The 20,215-nt window shown below is 47.6% G+C and carries 13 protein-coding genes and 1 pseudogene; 7 read left to right on the forward strand and 7 right to left on the reverse strand.

Annotated features, from left to right (window positions below):
• Positions 1-94: 94 nt before the first annotated feature.
• Complete coding sequence (locus SD425_RS28825; protein ID WP_324680365.1) at positions 95-676, forward strand: recombinase family protein; 582 nt, start codon at positions 95-97, stop codon at positions 674-676.
• Positions 677-1,310: 634 nt separating this feature from the next.
• Here SD425_RS28825 and SD425_RS28830 read toward each other — a convergent pair.
• A complete protein-coding gene (locus tag SD425_RS28830) occupies positions 1,311-2,324 on the reverse strand; it encodes a tyrosine-type recombinase/integrase (protein WP_324680367.1) in 1,014 nt (337 codons plus the stop codon).
• Between the two features lie 174 nt (positions 2,325-2,498).
• On the opposite strand from SD425_RS28830, the gene SD425_RS28835 reads away from it, so the two are divergent.
• From SD425_RS28835 to SD425_RS28845, 3 genes and pseudogenes are all read left to right on the forward strand, one after another.
• Entirely contained in the window at positions 2,499-2,678 is a 180-nt protein-coding gene (locus SD425_RS28835) for a hypothetical protein (RefSeq protein WP_324680370.1), read from the forward strand.
• A 461-nt stretch (positions 2,679-3,139) separates the two neighbouring features.
• Positions 3,140-5,542, forward strand: a pseudogene (locus tag SD425_RS28840) (glycosyltransferase).
• Between the two features lie 29 nt (positions 5,543-5,571).
• Complete coding sequence (locus tag SD425_RS28845; protein ID WP_324680372.1) at positions 5,572-6,318, forward strand: hypothetical protein; 747 nt, start codon at positions 5,572-5,574, stop codon at positions 6,316-6,318.
• Between the two features lie 689 nt (positions 6,319-7,007).
• Here SD425_RS28845 and SD425_RS28850 read toward each other — a convergent pair.
• A complete protein-coding gene (locus SD425_RS28850) occupies positions 7,008-7,319 on the reverse strand; it encodes a hypothetical protein (RefSeq protein WP_324680374.1) in 312 nt (103 codons plus the stop codon).
• 974 nt (positions 7,320-8,293) lie between these two features.
• The gene (locus tag SD425_RS28855; RefSeq protein ID WP_324680376.1) at positions 8,294-9,256 is read right to left on the reverse strand and encodes a tyrosine-type recombinase/integrase; all 963 of its coding nucleotides are present in this window, start codon (positions 9,254-9,256) and stop codon (positions 8,294-8,296) included.
• A 2,231-nt stretch (positions 9,257-11,487) separates the two neighbouring features.
• Here SD425_RS28855 and SD425_RS28860 point away from each other — a divergent pair.
• The gene (locus tag SD425_RS28860; protein WP_324680378.1) at positions 11,488-12,129 is read left to right on the forward strand and encodes an AAA family ATPase; all 642 of its coding nucleotides are present in this window, start codon (positions 11,488-11,490) and stop codon (positions 12,127-12,129) included.
• Positions 12,130-12,836: 707 nt separating this feature from the next.
• On the opposite strand, the gene SD425_RS28865 is transcribed toward SD425_RS28860, so the two are convergent.
• Entirely contained in the window at positions 12,837-14,129 is a 1,293-nt protein-coding gene (locus tag SD425_RS28865) for a replication initiation protein (protein ID WP_324680380.1), read from the reverse strand.
• Positions 14,130-15,326: 1,197 nt separating this feature from the next.
• A complete protein-coding gene (locus tag SD425_RS28870) occupies positions 15,327-15,761 on the reverse strand; it encodes a hypothetical protein (protein ID WP_324680382.1) in 435 nt (144 codons plus the stop codon).
• Between the two features lie 218 nt (positions 15,762-15,979).
• Here SD425_RS28870 and SD425_RS28875 point away from each other — a divergent pair, with 218 nt between their 5' ends.
• Together SD425_RS28875 and SD425_RS28880 are read left to right on the forward strand one after the other, a co-directional pair.
• Positions 15,980-16,225, forward strand: coding sequence for a helix-turn-helix transcriptional regulator (locus tag SD425_RS28875; RefSeq protein WP_324680384.1), 246 nt, complete (start codon positions 15,980-15,982; stop codon positions 16,223-16,225).
• A gap of 180 nt (positions 16,226-16,405) precedes the next feature.
• Positions 16,406-16,555 (forward strand): hypothetical protein, encoded by a 150-nt coding sequence (locus tag SD425_RS28880; protein ID WP_324680386.1) that lies wholly within the window; start codon positions 16,406-16,408, stop codon positions 16,553-16,555.
• Positions 16,556-16,880: 325 nt separating this feature from the next.
• Here the strand turns inward: SD425_RS28880 and SD425_RS28885 are convergent, their stop codons facing one another.
• Both SD425_RS28885 and SD425_RS28890 read right to left on the reverse strand, forming a co-directional pair.
• Positions 16,881-19,718, reverse strand: coding sequence for an FG-GAP-like repeat-containing protein (locus SD425_RS28885; protein WP_324680389.1), 2,838 nt, complete (start codon positions 19,716-19,718; stop codon positions 16,881-16,883).
• Positions 19,719-19,799: 81 nt separating this feature from the next.
• Positions 19,800-20,000, reverse strand: a complete 201-nt coding sequence (locus SD425_RS28890) for a hypothetical protein (RefSeq protein ID WP_324680391.1) — start codon at positions 19,998-20,000, stop codon at positions 19,800-19,802.
• Positions 20,001-20,215 lie beyond the last annotated feature (215 nt).

Here is a 20,215-nt window from a genome sequence, read left to right on the forward strand (position 1 = left end):
AAATCATAGTGCGATATATGTAACAATGAGGATGGAAGCGGGCTCTTCAATAAACGCAGGTTGGAATGAAGAAGTACTTAAATCCAACTCTTAAATGAAGGCAGCCATCTACGCCCGCGTGAGCACCCGCGACAAAGGCCAGGACAACGAGAATCAGCTGCGTGAGCTACGGGCCTTCGCCGAGCGGCTCGGCTACTCTGTCTGTAAAGAGTACACCGACCAAGACAGTGGCAGCAAAGCCGACCGGCCGCAGTTCAAGCAGATGTTTCTGGATGCCCACCAGCGCCGCTTCGACGTGGTGCTGTTTTGGGCCCTCGACCGTTTCAGCCGAGAAGGCGTAGCCGAAACCCTAGGTTACCTGCAAAACCTGTCTGTCTCGGGGGTGCAGTTCAAGAGCTTTACGGAGCAGTACCTGGATAGCACGGGTATTTTCAAAGATGCCGTCATCGGTATTCTAGCGGCCATTGCCAAGCAGGAACGGGTGCGCCTCAGCGAACGAACGAAAGCCGGCCTGGTGAAAGCTAGGTTAAAGGGCTCGAAAATCGGCCGGCCAACTGTGGATGCGTCACTGGTGGCACGGGTGAAGCGGTTGAAGGAAGCTGGCACCTCTGATCGGGCCATTGGTAAGGCCCTCGGTATATCGGCTGCCAGCGTGAAGAAGTACTCAGCTACCTAGTTTTCAACTACTAGTTCTCGATTGGCGGGGCCTAGTTTATATATTGAATGTATGCTTGCCGGCATTGTAATCTTATTAGGCATCCTAGTAGGGCCTTTCTTTATTGGGTATTGGATACTGAAGTACCTAGGCCTTATCCAATCCGCGCTTCTGCTGCATGGGATTAAGTGGTTTTGCTATGGCTGGCTAATGTGTGTCATTGTTGGTCTAACCGGCACTTTTCAAAAAATGGATGGGTATTATGTACTCTCCGGTATGGCTTTATTCTCCCTCTTCGTGGGTGTGTTAGCCGTTCTGATTGTAGAGCGGCACTAACTAGCAAATAGGTAAGGCCCCAACGGTGTATGTAGTTGAGACCTTACTTAATCTACTTGTTTATGCCCATTGGCTCGTATATGGCAGCAGCGGCTTCGTCCAGTTCGGCTGTACTCAAACTTTCCAGCTACGCTTCGGTCTGCTCGATGCTGCGGTGACCCAGCATGGCTTGCGCCGTGTACTTGTTCACCTTGCCAGCATGACCAGCCAGCGTGTGTCGGGCCGTGTGGCTGTGCAGCCGCACAGTTAGCCCGAGGTACCGGGCAACGACCACTAGGCGCCCATTGATGCGTGCGGTGGCATTGCGCCGGGCAATCCATCAGGCTGCTTTGTCCAGGCTGAAGTAGTCCTCCGGCAGCACCGGAAAAACTAGTTCACTACCTCCTTTTAGGTAGGGCTCCAGCACTCTCTGTAGCGGCTCGGTTAGCGCCACGTCCTTATACTTACCGCGTTTCACGGCCTTAAACTTCACCCGGCCCCCTTGCCAGTCCACGTCGCGCCAGCGTAGCTCCAACACGTTGCTGATGCGGCAACCGTGCAGGTAATACTGGCACATATAGACGGCACGGGCTAGTTGCTGTTTAGGGGCTTTGAGGGGCAAGTCCCGTAAGAGCTCTAATTGTTCTCGTGTGAGGTGTGTGCGTGATTTGACCTGGTCCGCCGCGTTCTTTGGCGCCAGATCGTTGAAGGGGTTGGGTAGTAAGGTCGGGGCCGCTTTGCGGAGCATCGCTCGCAGTGCGTTCAACCACGTGGCCGCACTGGTCGGAGCATAGTGCTCGGCCAGCCAGCCGGCGAAGCTGCGGGTCTTGGCGTCGGTGAGGTCCGATAAGCGGATGGGCTTGTCGGTGCACCAACGCGTCCACACGGCAATGGCCGAACCATGGCCACGGTACGTCACCTCGTTGCCGGCGGCGTAGTGCTGCTCGCGGATGGTGCTGAGCAGCTCACTCACGAGCGGATCCGAGTCCGGCGTTGGCTTATTCGGCAGCATGGCCTTGCGAACCTGCTGAGCCGTGATGACTTGGTCAGGCTCGGCCTTAGCCAGCAGCTGGTCGAGTGTGGTGCGGGCGCGTGCCCGAAGCGACTCTAAGGATGAATTGGTATCGATACTCGCCTGGCTGGTACCACGGCGCTTACCGGCTTTCGGATTCCACTCACTAGGCAGTAAGCGGATTTTGGTGGAGTACTCGCTGCGCTGGCCATGGATGGTGATGCGCAGGGAGATCGGCGCTTTGCCGGCTGCGTTGGCTTTGTGCTTCTTTTGCCAAAACAACAGCTCCATTGCCCGCTTGGTGCGAGGAATCGTACTCGTGTACTCCGTGGGCTTCTTCATCGGCACCTACACGCATACACAAGGCATCATGGACCACGGCTGGCTGGCTTGGCCCGTCGGCCCGTCCCCCTATCCATTGGTCTGTACTGGGATGTGCTCACCTTCCTGGATCCGTTGACGGTGCTCTTGTTATGGCGACGTCCCCGGCTGGGCCTGGGGTTAGCGCTCGCTATTATGGTCTCGGACATGAGCGTGAATACAGCGGTGTACCGGGCCGGCTACTTGGGGCCGCCTGTCCCGCACCTGGTTCCCGTGTCGCTGTTCGACCAAGCCTTATTCAGGTTGTTCGTGTTGGTCACCGCCCCGCTGGTCTGGCACTTGCTCCCGCCGACAAGCAGCAGACCCGCCGAGTAGCACCTGCTGATGACGATACTTGTCAGGATTGGCGTATCGCTAGCAACCTAGCATAAGTATAGTTGATCAAGCTTCAAGAGTTAACGCAAGCCATAAGGTTAAGCTTGTATCATTTCACAAACGCCCTCTTAAAAACGATACATCGGTTGATAGGTCAAGCTAAGAACTGTTACAGCCGAGCTTATGTCATTTCACAAACTCATGTTCTTGAGAGAATACATTAGCTGTGCGCAAGCCAGAACTCAACCTAGAGACTCATCTCGAAGTTACACTACAGCATACATTAAGTAACTTGCTAATATACAGTTGCTTTATACAAAGTATCATGGTACTTTGAACTCCCATTAAGGGGAACAAAGGATTAAACGATGAACACTAGTATCTGTACATCGAAGATTGACTGATTAGCAAATAGATTGATTTAATACCTGCATAAAGTTTAATAGGTAATACTGAATAGTATGAGCACTATTGTAATCATTGCTGCGGCATGGGGACCAGCCGAAGGTGGAATAAATGCCTTTAATGAAGATTTTACTAGAGCGTTAGGCCGTGCTCTCAAAAATCATGATATTAAAGTAGTCTGCGTAGTGGCAAAGTCGATTGCTACGCACCCGCAAGTAGAAGAAGATAATATCGAATTGGTCATCTTGGAAGGGGTGAAAGTAGATGAACCTCTGCCGGCCAATTTAGCAGAAAATGTCAAAGCGAAATTGGAGGAGGTAGGACTAGCGCATGATGTAGATTGGTGGATTGGACATGACATTCGTACTGGGCACCTAGCAGCACGGCTTAAGGATATAACTCATAGAGGGCAGCTCGTTCTTATACATCATATGAGTTATGATCTATATCAAGCGTATAGAGATGGTAAAGGAGTACGCGCGTAGGAGAAAGTAAAGGAGCAAAGAAAGCTATTCAAGCGTGCTGATTATGCCTTCGGCGTAGGTCCATTACTGCGAAATGCGCTGAATGATATTTTAAGTGAAACAAGAATAAAAATATTTGAGATTATTCCAGGGCTCGCAGATATACAACCTAGACAACCCCTTATCACAAAATTTGCTGCTGTTACTTATGGTCGCTTAAGCCTAGAGTCTAGGAGCGATCGTATAAAGCAGGTGATATTAGGAATTGACGCGTTTGCTAATGCAGTACGCACAGCGCACAAATCTAATGACCTCAGTGCTTTGTTGAATCATCCAAACCTTTATGCAATAGGCCTTGCCTTAGAAGATGAACAAGAAGAAATAAAGCTGCATAAAAGGGTGCGGGAAAAAGCTGGAAGAGCAATAAATCTTACAGCTCTCCCTTATTTAGAAAATCGTGAGGAACTGTTTGACAACCTCCGGGAGTGTTCAGTTGCCATGATGTTATCTTGGCATGAGGGCTTTGGATTGGTAGGTTGGGAGGCAATTGCTGCCGAAGTACCCTTAATTATTGCTAAGGATAGTGGCCTATACCAGCTTATACGGGAGAGCTGTGGCACTAAAGGACTAGCATTAGTAAAAGCAATCGATACCTGTGGTAATGTGGGTGGTGAGGGAGTAGAAAACTATACTAATGAAGACTTGCAAAGTGTTACTGACGCGCTTTTACAAGTAGCAAGAGACGTAACCGGAGCGAAGCGAGACGCAAGGGAATTAAAAAAAATGCTTTACAATCTTGACGAAGGTCGTTGTGGCTTTACGTGGAAAATGACAGCAAAAAGGTTTGCTGAAAACTTAGGTTTAATAGAAATCGATTATCCCGCCGATGTAGAAGATAGTATCTTTATAAATAAGGATACTGCTCGCTATGCGTCAAGTGATGTGAAGAAGACTTTGATAGAATGCAGTTCATTGTCTTCACTTGCTATTGATGATAGTATCCAGTTGATTCCATTAAAATTAAATGGACAATCAGAAAACAACTCTGATAGCTTAGCAGTGCAGTATAGATTTCAAGATGGATTAGAGCTTCATACAGCAAATCTATACCCATCCATTGAGGATCTTTTATTATCACTTGAAAATTTTTCTCTCAACGTAAAGAACTATTTACGAAATCAGCTTACTACTGAAAATAATTTAGATAGAAAATCGGAGTGGAAGCTGGGGTTACAGTTAATACGTCCTCATGTGGATATGCATATGGAGGCAGAGCCAACCATTGTTGTTAACCCTTTAGCATATCGGGCAACTGATTTGTTTAATCGCCATATTGTTATTGGCAAAGTAGCTGTCTATGGTAAAGGAGAAGATCCTGCACCTCGTCTGACAAGATTGTATAAAGAAAGTATTAAATCAATTATAGCAGATTCTGAGTTGTATAACTTCCCTTGCCCTAGCCAACTATTCATTGAACTTGCTATTCTGACAAAAGACCAAAAAGTAATGCTTGTTAAGAAGAAGGCAGGTAAAGGAGTAGGTGTAGTTGCAAACTTGAATAAAGGCTGGACATGCGGACCGGAGTTTGGCTTAACCCTTTTTGATCATTTACAAGACCCACAAGTCGTTGATACCTCTATCTTGTTGCACAAAGCGGTGGCTGCTTCTATGGAGAAAGAATTTGGTGTGAAAAGCGAAAACATAATACAATGGCACATAGCAGGGCTTTGCTTGCAACATGTGCACCTTAATACAGCACTTTACGGCTATTGTGAAATCAATCTATCTGGTCAGGAACTTATTAAGACATTCAGGGAAAAGAGTAGTCAACAATTTGAAATGGCACTATCGGGACCTACACCTTACCCTGAACTCATCAAAATAAGTGATATACGAAGTCTACTATCTGAGCAACCGCGGCATGATGGTGGATGGTGGCATCCTACAGCACAGATTCGTCTTTATTCATTGCTAAAACGAGACAACGAGCAATAATTTATTTTATTAGTCTTAATAAATTCACGATGAAAAAATATCTTAGTATAGTAAATATATTTATATTATGTATTTTATTTCTTTCAATAAGTTTAGGAATATACTTTTGGCATTTTAATAGTAAATTTTCCACACAAGCTAATTTTGGTGCGTTTGGAGATTATATAAATCCATTTTTAACATTTATCAGCATTGTACTATTGTTTTATATTTCTAATATAGCAAATGAAATCTCCACAAGAACAAATGAGATAACACAAGCATTTAATAAAATACAGCTACAACCATTGTTGTTCCTAAGTAAGAAAATGACTGAGACTACTATCAATCAAGACGATCAACAAATCTGGATTATTCAAAATGGTTATGACGCACCTGCAATCAATATACTAGTACGCATATGCCTTGATAGTGATGGTAATAATTTTACGAAATGGGTTAATTGCTTTTCAATATCAAGAGATAAAGAAAGAGAAATAGCATGGATACAATGGGCAGAAACCATTGAAATAATTTGGACAAACTTATCAAACAAAAAATTTTTCGGCATTACATATAAAGACTGGGTCGGCACAATAAACAACGATATCAGTGAATCCTATTACAGTTTTGCTTTTAATGATTCTAAACCTGATAAATCTAAAAGTCACATCATAAGAGTCAATAATATTATTTCGAATGATTTCTTTATCAACGTTTCTAAAAATCCTTTACTTGGTAAAAGCAAAGAAGAGTATGAAAAATACTTAGTTCGCATAGGATTGTTGAGAGAATGATCGTCATTGTTAATAAGATAGTATTGACAAGCACTACTTGGATCATTATCTGTAGCTTAGTACCTAAGAGTTTTTAATGCATTTAAACGAAAGGCATTAGCCTATTAGCCTACTATGCTCAGTAAATACCGAGTGTAATGAAGAGCTGGCATGGTAGCTACATATAGCAAGGTTGTTTACTTTCCTAGTTTATAATGATGTTAAGAGATTATCCCGATCTCTTAACATCTTCTATATTCATATAAGCTAAATATTTAACAGGGTAGGATTTTATGACTGTTTATTAATATTTTTGTTATTCACTCGTTTAATATAACGAGCGGAAAAGATGAATAAATAATTATTTTTGTATTCTCATTACAACCGAGCATACGTTATTTTAAGGCAGAAATAAAGTAACCATTTTAGTTAGGTTATAATTATCCTTCATGTTAATATATTTTTGCTTTTACCGTTAGTAGATTTTGCAAATTGGGTCGGCTTGAGCACAGGATAAAGTTTGTTGAACGACAAAATAGGTTGCTGGATGTAAAAGATACTAGTTAAGCGTAGTGAATGTAAGACATTCGACGTATTTTTTTTAATACCAATGGATTTTCTTATATAAGAAGCATACAAGTGAAGTCAAGAGCCAACTTCGGTGTAAATAAATATAAATTTCCCACAAATAAGTAGATTTATAAATTGTCCTATCTTTTCCAGATTTCACTAGACCACATATTAGTTGTATCGCTTAGTTTATCGTAAATTCCTTTGGTTATCCTTGTCGGATATTGTGGAGATAACGCTGCCATTTTTGCTGCATGGTTGGCTGCTTTACCTACCCACATTAAATCATTTGATCCTCTTATTCCTGTTGTTGCTACTAACAGTTTACAGGTATCGATTCCTACTACTTGTTTAATTTCGTAGGTAGTTGATTTATAAAAGCTATTTAGTTCAGGGTTAACAATTTGACTTACGGCTAGGTGAGCGCGTGTAATCCATCCCATTGTTTTCAAAAGGAGCGACAGAGAAAAACAGGCTTTGATAGTGTTTGTAGACTTCTACGCTATGCCGCAAAAAGCCGATGTAGTGACAATAATGGAGTGATCGCAGAAACCGATGAACTCCGGCGTAATACTAAGCTGATACTCCGCGTAGATCATTTCTAGTGGCCATATTCTGACTAGTCCCTGCGTACAATCAGTATCTCGGAAACCACCCACTAAGGCATAAAGGCATTTGAAATCGGCTGAGAACTGCAATTGTAGCCTCGTCTAAGCGTCTGTCTAATTTGGCTCCGCCACGCACCTTGTTCCACCCCTCTCCTACATTCTCCCGCTCCGGACGTATAAGTTACATGCTAAGAACGCTGGTTCTACAGCTGTAACGACGTTAGCTAGTGCTTCTACAAGAAGCTGTCAAGCCTTTTGCTATCTTTGATTCCTTATACTAAAACAAGTTGTAATCTGCGTATGATGCTGTTCAAACTTATTTTTATTTATCTCCCTAGTTAATCTTACACTCTACCTATACTTGCTCAGAAGGCAGAAAAATCAACGGCCTTGGGTAGATAAGCGACTCCTTTATAGCTGTTTTGCCCTTGCTACCCTGCTCTGTTTTCTCCAGCCAGCTCTTTTTACGCAAACCAGCAAACAAGTCCTTCCACTGAGTTTTGTAGTACTGTTGGCAATCATGACCTCTTCTTTCTTTATCAGTAGAATGCAGATGGATTATTCCACAAGCCACCGCTACGAGTCAAAGATGAAGGCGATTGTCATGGTTATTACACGCGAAATATTCTTGCTGATGACGACCATGTCACAAGTAGCGTTTCTGTTAAAGTATGTGCCTGCTGTTGCGTAGAGTAGTAGCGGGGAATGCAGTTAATTGAAAGGGAGCACTGCCTAGAAACTCTTCAGCCGGTGAACGTCCAGCACATTAGAAGACCCATCGCGTTTACGCCCCCTATTGAACACGATCTTACAAGAGGCTACAACCCGAGCTTTTGGGCCGCATTATGCTGGCGCACATTGTCCAGGCGGGTATAGCGGCGAATCATCTCGCTGGTTTTGTGTTTGGTCTGGTTCATGACCTCCGAGTCATCCGCCCCGGCCAGTTTGGCAATAGTCACGAAAGAAGCCCGCAGCGAGTGTGCCGTGAACTTGGCACCTAAGTAGCGTTGCACAATTAAATTGACGTGCTTATCAGTCAGGCGCCGGTCCGTGAGGTGACTGTTTTTGCGCAAGGACACGAGCAAGGGTCCCTGCGACCGGCCGAGCGTTTTCAGCCAGCTTTGCAGCGATCGAATGGGGCAGAGCGGTAACTCCGGCGAGTAGAAGATGGCTTTCTCCTCGTTTTCGCCGAGTTGGTTGGTCTTGCTCCTTTTCAAGTCCACGAGCAATCCTTCCTCGGCGAAGCTCAAGTCCTCGATGTTGAGGGCCGAGAGCTCGGAGCGGCGGAATGCCCCCGAGAAGCCGAGTAGCAATAGCACTTTGTCTCGTTGACCGGCGACCGTTTGCGCATCGATTCCTTTGACAATGCGCTTGAAGGCCGCTAGTGTAAAAGCGGGGGCTTGCTTCTGCCGCACGCCCTTGACCCGGCTGATGCCTTCCAACAGGATCTTAAACTTCTTGTCATCAGTAGGTGAGTCGAGTCCACGCAAGGCATGGGCCTTGCTCACGGCGGCGCAGTGGCGTTGAATGGTCGCGACCTTTTTGCCGGTCTGAGCTAAATGCGTGACAAAGCCTGCCAAAGTATCCACCGAAGCAGGTAGCGGCTCGAGCTCGTGCGCCGTGCACCAGGCCCCGAAGCGCTTCAGGTCGCCGGCGTAGGCCTTGGCCGTGTTGGCGGCCCCGGACAAACCTGCTTCCACGTAGCGGGCGGTGTGCTCGGCGAGCGCAGACAAAGAAGGGAGCGCGGGTGATGTGGGGGTAACTTCGGAAGAGGACGCCATGTACCTATATAAAGAAGGAGTAGCTGCAAAATGATCTCGCAAGGCGAAGGTAGCATAAGGTCCGATAAGTAAACATTATCAGCCCTTATCTTCACAGCCCAACTTTCAGAAAAACGTGGATTATACTTCGCACGTTGTAGCCCCTACTCTAGTAGTTATGCAATGAACGTCACCTTACTCAGGAGCTTGTACAAGCTGGCGTATAACCAACCTAACACGTGTATTACTTGGCTGTTGCCCCGAGTAGGGCAGTATCGACTACTGATCAGGCTAGAGCCCGGTAACAAGCAGTCAAAAATGAGTCGCCTCGTTATAGCTACACAATGCGCCGCAGGAAGCAGCCAACTTCAAGTGATTAGAGAGCATTTGTCGCTATTCATTCCTGCGCACAAATGCTCTCCGATATATGCAAATACCGGCAGGAACTAATCTTATTACTGGTAAACCGCTCAACACCATGGAGCGGCAAGTGATAGCCATTTCCGTCCTATCTGTTTCTGTGCACGCGAACGTAATGAGCGGTTTAAGTCAGCACTTGATACCTGAGTAGGTGAAGGAAGTATTAGATCGATACAATATCAACAACGTGACATTTACATTATGTAGCTACAGATCTCACTCCCGATCTGATCGCCACGGAAGAAACCGTCATCTTAACTAATTTGAAAACAAACGTGGGAGAAGGCAATGAATTTTATGGCTTTGAAGTAAATTCACATATACAAAATCCAAAAATAATTTGAATAAAAGCAAGAAATAAAAATTACCATTAAAAAGGATTTTTCACATAACGTTTTAATAAACAGATAGTTACGTATGGCATTCTAGAAACTTGCGTTTATAGAATGCCATATTTTTCATATGTTACTGAAAATGAGACATTTAATTAACTACTATTGTGTCATTACGATGTGTATTAACACCCCCCTTCTGCTAAAAAGAAAAATAGTTAGCAGCAATGTTCTATTCTTACGAGGTGCCACTTATCAATAGCTATTTATAGCAGATTTTGATGACAGTAGAAGCTTTTATTCCGATGGATTTGTGGATATTAATTTAGTCAGATGACAAAGAAACAAGAATCCTATTAGGATATAATACTATTTTTTAAAATACAATTACAAGTGTGCATACTTAGTACCATCTGACTGAACCATCACGTATTGAGACCGCCAGTAGATATAATCGTCTTTTGAAGTAGTTTACAGTATAGATTCACCATCATTTAGTAAAAGAACAAAGCCAGCTTTATCAGCACGATAGTACAATTTACAAAAGTTGTGCTCTCTCAGTTGTCACGTAAGTTTGGTCCGCTCTCTTCTACTTAGTGAAGTAAGGAATGCTGCTAGAGTTGAGATATAATTGTTATACAAAGTGCGACAACCAGAAAAATCCATGATCTCACGTACGAAAATAAATACTTTGTTAAATTCAATATTTAGCATATTAACCAACATTAGTATCGGGTCGATAATAGCATTCAGCTATTTAGAGCAACGAGAAAATCAATAGATAACTTCGGACGGCTTTAAGCTATTATAAGACTGTACTCTGTTCTCCATCATAGAAGCCTAGCTGTTCCTAATCTATCTCGCCCTCCCCTACCATAATTATACGGCCATTTAGAAAACTACTTGATGTAGCCTTGCTTAATGAGATGATCTAAGTGAGAGTATACAGCATCAGAGGAACAAGATGTCGGTCGAAACTCCGATCAGCTTAGTTCTGCGGCACATAATAATAGGAAGTGTTTGCATCTCGCACTACAGTAATTAGTGACTCTATTTACTTTAATATCTACCAATTCTCGGCCTTTATATCAAATGAACATAACATATTGGCCTCGAATGGTGACTTGTAGAATATTATACGTCTATAAAGCCCATGTACATATGCTAACCATCGTCCATTTTGTGCACTATTGCTAACAGCATCTATCGAATTTTTTGTTATTTTTTAATATAATTCTTACACAAATGGCTCATAATCAGGGTATATTGACCTACTTTTAACACCTTAAAATTGTTTCAATTTCACACTATCTTCCGCACCTTGTATTCATTTGCATTTACACTTAAACAATGTCTTCATCAGACTTATATTTCCACCCTTTTTATATACATTTTAAGGTTATATTTACAACCCAAATCTTAACCTTGTTATAGGTTGTAACAAGCAACTAAATCCAGGTTTCTATTTGCACCCATATTTACACCTAAATTTCATTACATATGGTCATTACTGTAGGTGGTATAAAAGGAGGGACTGGCAAGTCTACTATCTCAACTAATCTGGCAGTATGGTTGTCCCGACAAGGTCATGATGTATTGCTTGTGGACGCCGATGAGCAGGAGAGTTCCTCCGATTTTACAGCTTGGCGTGGAGAAACGCGCCAGGGAGAACTAGGTTATACGCTAGTACAACTTACCGGTGCGTTGGTGCGACGCCAAGTGGAACTACTTAAGCCCAAGTACAGCCACATCATTATTGATACTGGTGGACGTGATACCTCTAGTCAACGAGCAGCCTTGTTTGTCTCTGATCGGTATCTGCTGCCATTTGCGCCGCGCTCTTACGAAATATGGACGTTATCTAAGGTGCTAACCTTACTCTCGGAAGTGCAAGAAGTGCGCACAATCCCTTTACAAACTTATTCTTTCCTGAACAAAGCGGATACTAGAGGGATAGACAATGCAGAAGCGATGGAGGTACTGCGCGAGAATGAAGAGTTGAACTTTGTTGATTTTCCTATTGTGAACCGCAAGGCTTTCGCCACAGCAGCTAGCAAAGGCCTTTCCGTTTTTGAGTCTACACCAGTGGATGAAAAGGCAGTAGCAGAGCTAGAAGTATTGTTTCGTCACATTACACAGTAACATGGCTATCTCAAAACCACCTGTAAAGAAGCCCGTTGGTAATACACTACCTGCGGCTACTCCCGACGAAAAGAAAATAGAGGCAGTCATCAATCGAGGAAGTACTAGCGTCAGCCCTGACTCAGCCTCTATACAGGAGTCGGAACCCGAGCGAATTAAGAACTTCAACATTCGTATCACTTCCAGTATGCTCCAGGAAATAGATGCGTTACGGGCAAAACGGCCACGTAAGCCAACTAGTCCTAAGCTAGGTATATCAACTCAAGACTGGTTGCTAGAGGCTGTACAGGAAAAACTCCAACGCGAGAAAAAGAAATATAAATAGCACCCATATTTTTACCTTGATTTAGGTGTGAATTAAGGTGTAATAATTATCTAAAACAACACTATATTAGGCACCAATGAATAGGTGCATATATGCACCTATTCATTGGTGCCTAATATTTTTTACATGTTTATAAATCAGAATCTTATGGTCTAAAGTATGCTTAATATGTATCACTTGCTGCTATATCAGTTAATAATAAGTAGAACAATTTTACAATCAAAAATAAAGAGAGATTACACCTTAACTAAACAAGTAAGTGCTGGTCTCTAATTTCGGCAATTAGAGCTGCTTCGTTATCAATAGATATCAAATATGATTACGGCAAGTAAGGCCAGACCATGCACAACTAGCCACAGCCGGCAAGTAGGAGGGAGGTAGCTTATTGCGCTTCGCGTACAACGTACTTCTTACCAGCGTCCTCTATCAACCGAAAACCTTTGGACAGATACTTACGCTCTAAGAACTCGGAAAACGTTTCTGCTGATCGCTTGATCTTTTGTTCCTCTTGGTAAAAACCTTCTATCTCCCAATAGTGAAAAACAACCTTAGGACGGACTTTGGTACTACTAACCGGTATAGGGATTTTCACAGGAGTAGCAGGCAACGCTTGATTAAGATAATCGGGTAGCATATGTTTCTCGATTATCCCTTTATACAAGTAATCTTTCGCCGATTTCTTGATCTTACCTAGAGCTTGCTGCTTCTCCGTGATGCGCAGTACATAGAATAGATATCCTTCATCATATTCCTGAGCAGCGAGTTGCGCGCGAATTATTGGCAAGCTTGCTTTTCCCACACCAGCTCGCAGTAGCTCTCCCTCCCAAGTGGAAGATACCTGTACTTCAGAGGTTGTTTCGGTAGCAGCCTCACTCCCTCGTGTTACCAGTTGAAAATGGAATGTAATGCTCACTGGTGCTCCTCGTTCCCGGTTTACACGGTAGGTAAATGGTAAGTCCGTTTCCGAACAAGCCTGCTGGGCCTTTTGCAAAACCTTACTATTAAAATTATTGAAGCGCCCTTCGTACTCGCCCTTCGTCATGCCTAGCATGAACTTGAGCTTATCTAAGTCGATGGTGCGTTCATTGCGGCCAAAATTTACCCACTCCATACACCACCAATAGATGCGGTGTCCATAGGGATTTTTGATCTTACGTACCTGATTTAGACGTGCAGAGGTGAAGTTGCCATTTGTTTTTAGGCGTAGTAAGTAAGGAACAATTAAGGGATTGAAGCAAGCAATGACCCCACCAGCTTGCGTATCATAATAAACGCGAGCCATGAGTGGGATTACCTCATAATCCGGATTCTTACGTCGTTTAAGCTTACCTCCTTCTTCTACCAAGCGTTCGATTTTTAGCATCTGCGCGCCAATTGAGTCAACCATACGGCGTACCTCTTGGTAGATCGCACCTCCGCTACGCTCAGGAATAAGCTCTCGCGTGTGCACAAAGTGATACTGAAAGGACTCATCATCTGGACGAATACGAGCTAACAAGCTCACGAACAACCGCATCTCTAGTGTAATCAGGTTGAAGGAAGCATTGATCAACGCATTATGCTGCTTGATAAAAGTCTCTGGGTCAACATTCATGGTTACTACTGCTACCTCTGACTCAGAAGCTTGAGCTCCAGATAAGGTTGATTTGGTAGCAGATTGTGATGCTTCATTCATAAGGGGCAGGGTGTTTTGGTAGCAGTTACTTCTTTCTGAGGATGTCCTGGTAGCAGCACTAGGTTATATTAGTAGCACCTTTAGGTTGCTTTGGTAGCATCTTTAGGTCGTTTCAGTAGCAATTGTCTATTGTAAGGCTTTGAATTTCAGATATTTAGGCCATCTCTAACTATATAAGATAGTATAAGGGAAAAAGACTAGTCTGATTTATAGATAGGGTTGTTTTGGTAGCACTCTATCTAAGCTTTTGAAGGTACAAAAAAGCACAAACACAGTTAAATACATTATGCTTTTTTGTACTTGATTGCGTTGTTACTCAATATTTTGTGCTGTTTTATTAAAGTTACCAAACAAAAAGCTTTTTAAAACACAGAAAGAGAGAATATGGAAGGGGGGTGCTACCAGAACAACCTCGTTTCAACAAAGGAGCTAGTATATAACTGCTACTAAAACAACCTTTGCTGACAAGAAAAATGTCACCTAAATAATCCGAATAGGCAGGTTGCTACCGAAACAACCTTTATATCTCTTGCTCTCTTACTGCTACCAAAACAACCTCCTAACTAGTAGCCTATACGTAACAAGAAAACTGCTACTAAAACAACCTTTGCGCTCATAGCCTAATTTACAAGTCACAAGACGCTAGTTTCAGGGAACATCTAGAAAGTCGTTGGTTACTAGCAGGAGCTTAACAGCTTAAAAAGCTATCCAACATGAGCCGATGTAGCAACTAGTTGCTACGCCAATGCTTAAAATAATCTCTTTAGGCACGTTTGAAACCGAATTGCTCGATAACAGCAAATCTATTAATACAGAGAGGCAATGAGTTATTGTACAATTGCCTCTCTGTAATGACGAATGCCATCACTCAACTATTTCAAAGTTCATCGGTAAGTCACGTCTGAAATGTGCCCGGTTAACTAAACCGCATCCAATGTGATGCTACCTGGGTAAGGCATCATATCTTATCTCTTATAGCTAGTGTGGGTACGCATCATGCTTTGCTGTTGAGTAAATGCCTCTTGACAGGCAACCTGTACCTCGTCTATAGGCCAACTCCGCTACAGAGCGCCTGCATACCGGAGTAGTTCAGCAATTGTGCATATAATTGGTAGAACTTCTAAGTTATGTTCCTGCTACATGGAACGCATTTAGACCATATGCCGATGGACAGAGATTGAGTGCCTTCGGGAGCTACTAGGAGGAAGGCGACACCGGATACTCTACACGCAAACTAACTGGTTCTACTTGCACCCGGTTGAAGATACTATCTGTGCTATCCATGATCCAGCCCTGCTCAATGGCTTTATGCAAGTATGCTTGCGCAGGAGAAGAAAAACGTGGTAATAAGCTCCTTAGTATCTGCATATTCGCCGTATAAGTGTCACGTATCTGGGCTAGCTTGGGAATATCATTATGAATTCCGAGCGTTTCTAGGCTGATAATGGCCAGAATCTTAACAAACTCAGCATAACGCTGGGGATCGGCTTCGAGCATCGCAAACAAAGCCTGTTCATACCCGTGGCTTTCCGCGTCTGTATCCGGATCAGGGATGGAAGGGTTGTTAGGCGCTCGCTCGCGTAGTTCCAGTTCAATCACCATTTTTATTTTCTGTACTTGTACGTCACTCATGAGGAAAAAAGGAAACAGGGAGAAAGGGTGAAAGACAAAGGCAATGAAAGAACTTTATACGCTGAGCAGATCCAGCCATTAAAAGGGATATAGTCTAAACTACCTGAACAAGCAGGCAAGTCAGAACAGGATGAGAAAAACAAATATACAGAAAGAGGTAGAATAAGGACCGATCGGTCCTTGTGCTTCGTCTAGGCAATACCGGCCTTTGTCGCGGTATGCCGGTACAGCAACAGTCTCCTTTCTTGCGCGAATTAGCCCGTCGCCTCAAAGCCGTTAGGGAGGAGCGACACCTTACATTGCAAGAAGTATATGATGCAACGGGGGTACACGTCAGCCGTCTTGAATCTGGCCAGCGAAATGCTGCTCTGCTCACAGTGGCTAAGCTTTGCCGCTACTATCAGGTAGGACTAGGCGTCATCGTTACCGATTTGGAGCACTTACTAGAAGAAAGCATACGCTAATACATTGTGGTGTCGTTACTCTGCCGGTTTTTGCCCACCAATGGGCCTAAGCACAAACACGTAACGGCTTTTTAACTACAGAGATAGGGTAATCACTATAAGCTACCTTGATGGTATTTCAGTAAGCTGTACCTGTTTGAAAGTCGTCCGTAGATCACCGCAGCAGGCGTCGTCACGACCGTGGCGGGCACAGCGCACCACTGGGGCAGCCAGGACGGGCCGGCCGCCGACGCGCAGTTCGAGTTCCCCTTTGGGATAGCGGTAGATATGGCGGGGCTGGTGCTTTATATAACCGATACGAAGAACCACTGCGTGCGCCGGCTTCAATAATAGGGCACTACCGGTCCCGGGGGTATTGCTCCTAGTACAGCTTACTCATCGATCCACAATGCAGCGTGTACTGTGATTGGTGAACAACTTTACTGAACCGTTTCCACGCCCTTTTACCGCTCCCAACTGCCCCATCTGTAGTGGGATAAGTTGTACAGTAAAAGGAGAGTGGCTGTTGCAGAACTGCCAGTAGTGAATCGGATGGATAGCACTAACGAGTGAAACAGGCTAAAAAGCCTGTTGATGTCCGCTATTTCCCGTAAACAAGGGGGTTAAACATAGCTTCTCTGGAATACAGATAGGGTTCTGCAACAGCCACGAGAAGTTATCTTACTACTAAGCGCTGGCTCAACACACCGTGCGCGGAGCGTACTTGCACGGTGTACACACCTGCGGGCCAGTTGGCTAGGGAGAGTTCCGTATCTGCTTGCGGAGCCAGGGTTTTCTCTAACACGATCTGCCCGAGGGCGTTGCGCACGCGCACCTGCACCGACTGAGCGGCTAGGTCGAGGGGCAACTGGAGCTGGAGGCGGCTGCGCGCCGGGTTGGGGTACAGGCTCAGTTCCTGCGGGCGGCGCGCCGGATACGCCAGCCCTTGTTGAGCGGGGGCCGCAGCGCTCGGGGCCGTATTCAGGCGCACACTGGCCGAGCCGGCCGCAGCATTGGCCGTGACGAAGTCCAGGGTGCCATTGCCATCCAGGTCGCCCATACGCACGTCCGAGACGGCCGTGCCCACCGGCACGTTCAGGCTGCCGTCAAACGAGCCCTGGCCATTGTTGAGGCGCACACTCACTGTGCCCGCCCCCACATTGTCGGTCAGCAGGTCCAGGTCGCCGTCGCCGTCTAGGTCCCCCACGGCGAGGGTGCGGGCGCCGTTGCCCACGGCCACTTCTTGCGCGCTGGCGAAGGTGCCAGTGCCGTTGTTGAGGCGCACGCTCACGCCGCTGTCCATGAGGTGAGCGGCCAGCAGGTCCAGGTCCCCGTCTTGGTCCACGTCCGCGAGCACCACGCCGTGGGGCTGGTAGCCGACGGGTACGTCCAGGCTACCCGAGAAGGAGCCCGTGCCGTCGTTGAGGCGCACGCTGGCCGTGTTCGAGTTGGAGTTAGCGGTGACGAAGTCCAGGTCGCCGTCATTGTCCACGTCGCCCAGCGCCAAGCTCACGGGACGCGTACCGATGCTCACTTCCTGCGCGCCGCTGAAGCCACCGTTGCCGTTGTTGAGGCGCACCGAGACGGTGCTACGCTGGTTGTTCTCCGTGCCGTCCGTGTAGTTGGCTGCTAGCAGGTCCAGGTCGCCATCGGCATCCAGATCGCCTAAGGCTACCGCGTGCGGGCTCACCCCGACTGCCACGTTGAGGCTGCCGGAGAAGCTGCCCGCGCCGTTGTTGAAGCGCACTGAGACAGTGCGGCGGTTGGCGTTAGCCGTCACCACGTCCAGGTCGCCGTCCCCGTCCACGTCCCCGAGGGCGACGGCGTAAGGGCCGGAATCGGTGCTGACTTCTTGCGTGCCCGTGAAGGTGCCATCGCCGCTGTTGACGCGCACCGACACGGTGCTTGCAGTCGTATTCGCCGTGAGCAGATCCAGGTCCCCATCGCCGTCCACGTCGCCGGTGGCCGTGCCGGTGGCGCCCGCGCCCGTCGTGACATCGGAGCCGCGGAAGCTAGCCGTTGCGGCCGCCGTGGCGGCAGTGAACTGGAAGACGTGGCCCTTAGCTAGGTGCTGGCCGCCGCTCCCTTGCACGGAAGTCAGGACCGAGGCAAACACGGTTTCGCCGGGCTGGAAGTCGGTCGTGGGGTTGAAGGTGAGCGTCGCGCCGTTTATGCTCGCCGTGCCCCTTTTCTGCCCGCCCGCTTGCGTGCTGTGTACTTGCAGCGCTTGCTGCGTGGCGGCAGTGGTGCTCAGGGCTTGGGTGAAGGTCACGGCCACGTCCGTTGCGCGCGCGGCGGCCACAGCGTGCCGGGTGGGCGTCGTGCGCTCGACGAGCAGGGTCGCCGTCGGGGCGTAGGTCAGCAGCAAGGGGACCGCCGCAGTGTTCGGGTTGCTGAACCAGTCACTGACGACACCCGCCGGTAGGCGCACCGTGACCGGACCACTCGTGGTGGGCGTCACGCTCAAGGTGTACCAGTACCCGCCGCCCGCGGTAATCGGACCGGCGACGCCATTGGTGACGAGCAGATCCGCCGGGCTAAAGCCGTAGACAATCTCGGAGAAGGTAACAGTCAGCGGAATCGGGTTGCTGCTGGTGGGCGAGCCAGCCGAGCTGCTCAGCGTCGCCTGCGGGGCGACCGTGTCCACGTAGAAGGTATGGGTAGTCCCCGGGCTGCGATTGCCGGCCGAGTCGGTGGCGTAGAGTGCCTCCGTGGATGCGCCGTCGGGGAATGCGGTGGGGGGCAACTGCCACGTGCCATCCGGCCGGGTCGTGGTGGTGGCCCGCGTCACGTCCTGCACGAGCAAGCTGATCTGGCTGCCCGCTTCGGCCGTTCCCTGCAGCACGACGGGGCCATTGAAGTAATTGTGGGTGGTGGTTACGCGCGGGGCGGCGGGGGCAAAGCGGTCGATCTCGTACGGCTCGCCGGCGAAGGGCAGGCCCGCGATAGGGGGCGTACCCCCCGTGTTGGTGGCCAGCACGAGGCGGAAAGAGCCACTGCCCCGCCCGCCGACATAGACCTCGATGGTATATTGGGCCCCTGCGCCCGTCACGCTGGTGACCTCCAAAAACAGATCGCCTGGGTCCTTGACAAAGGCGAAATTGGCGGCGGACAACCCCGTGACCGGGGCGGAGAGTGTGAGCGAATAGGTGAGCGCCCGGGCGTTGCTGGGGGAGCCGTTCGCCCGCGTGAGCGAGACGACGGTCACGGATTCCGCGCGCCGTGGTGTCCTAGCGGGGGCCTGCCGTGGTGGTGCTGCAGAGCGCGGTAGGGGTGGCCGCACCAGTTCTGGTTCGGCGAGGATCGTTGGCAGCGGAAGCGTGGCTTGGCGCGGCGCGAAATCGACGCTCGGGCGCCGCACGGGCGCCGTGGGGGGAAAGGGCTCCTGGTGGGGGTACCTAGCGGGGGGGAAGGTCGGTTTCGCGTCTCCTACAGAGGGGGCTGCCACGAGCAACAGTGCGCTCAACCCAGCGCGTACGAGGCGCAGGCAAGCATTCCAGGATACCGGTTTCATTCGCGGGAGGATAAAAAAAGTAGGATAGAACAGACGGAAGGTAATAGCGGAGCTCCTGTGGATAAGCCCACCGGAAGCAGGTTAGGCAATAAAGAATACTTGGTCGGCCGGCACGAGGGAAAGGATGATCAAACAGAAGTTTGCCTCGTTTTTCACGTGCCCGTAGTCCGGGCAATGGGCTTGGCCCACCCGAACGGATAGGCTGCTGAGGGGATAGTCGGCGACGATAAAACGCAACGCGAAGATCACGCGCCAAACGGTCGCTCCTATCCGTGCTAGCACGGATTTATCGGCTTGCGGGTCGAGGCCTCATGGCACCTAGGAATGCCGTTGTTGTCAGTTGGCCAACCAGCGGACAAGCGCTGAAAGTGGGTGAGTGTAGTGGGCATCAGGCAAGAAGGAGAATAACAGCGCCAACGGCCAATAGATAGGTGACTAAACTTTGGCTATCTTACCTAATTAGGGCTTGTGTACGGTCCCATAGAGCCAGTATTTAC

This window comes from Hymenobacter sp. GOD-10R (genome assembly GCF_035609205.1).
Lineage (GTDB): Bacteria > Bacteroidota > Bacteroidia > Cytophagales > Hymenobacteraceae > Hymenobacter.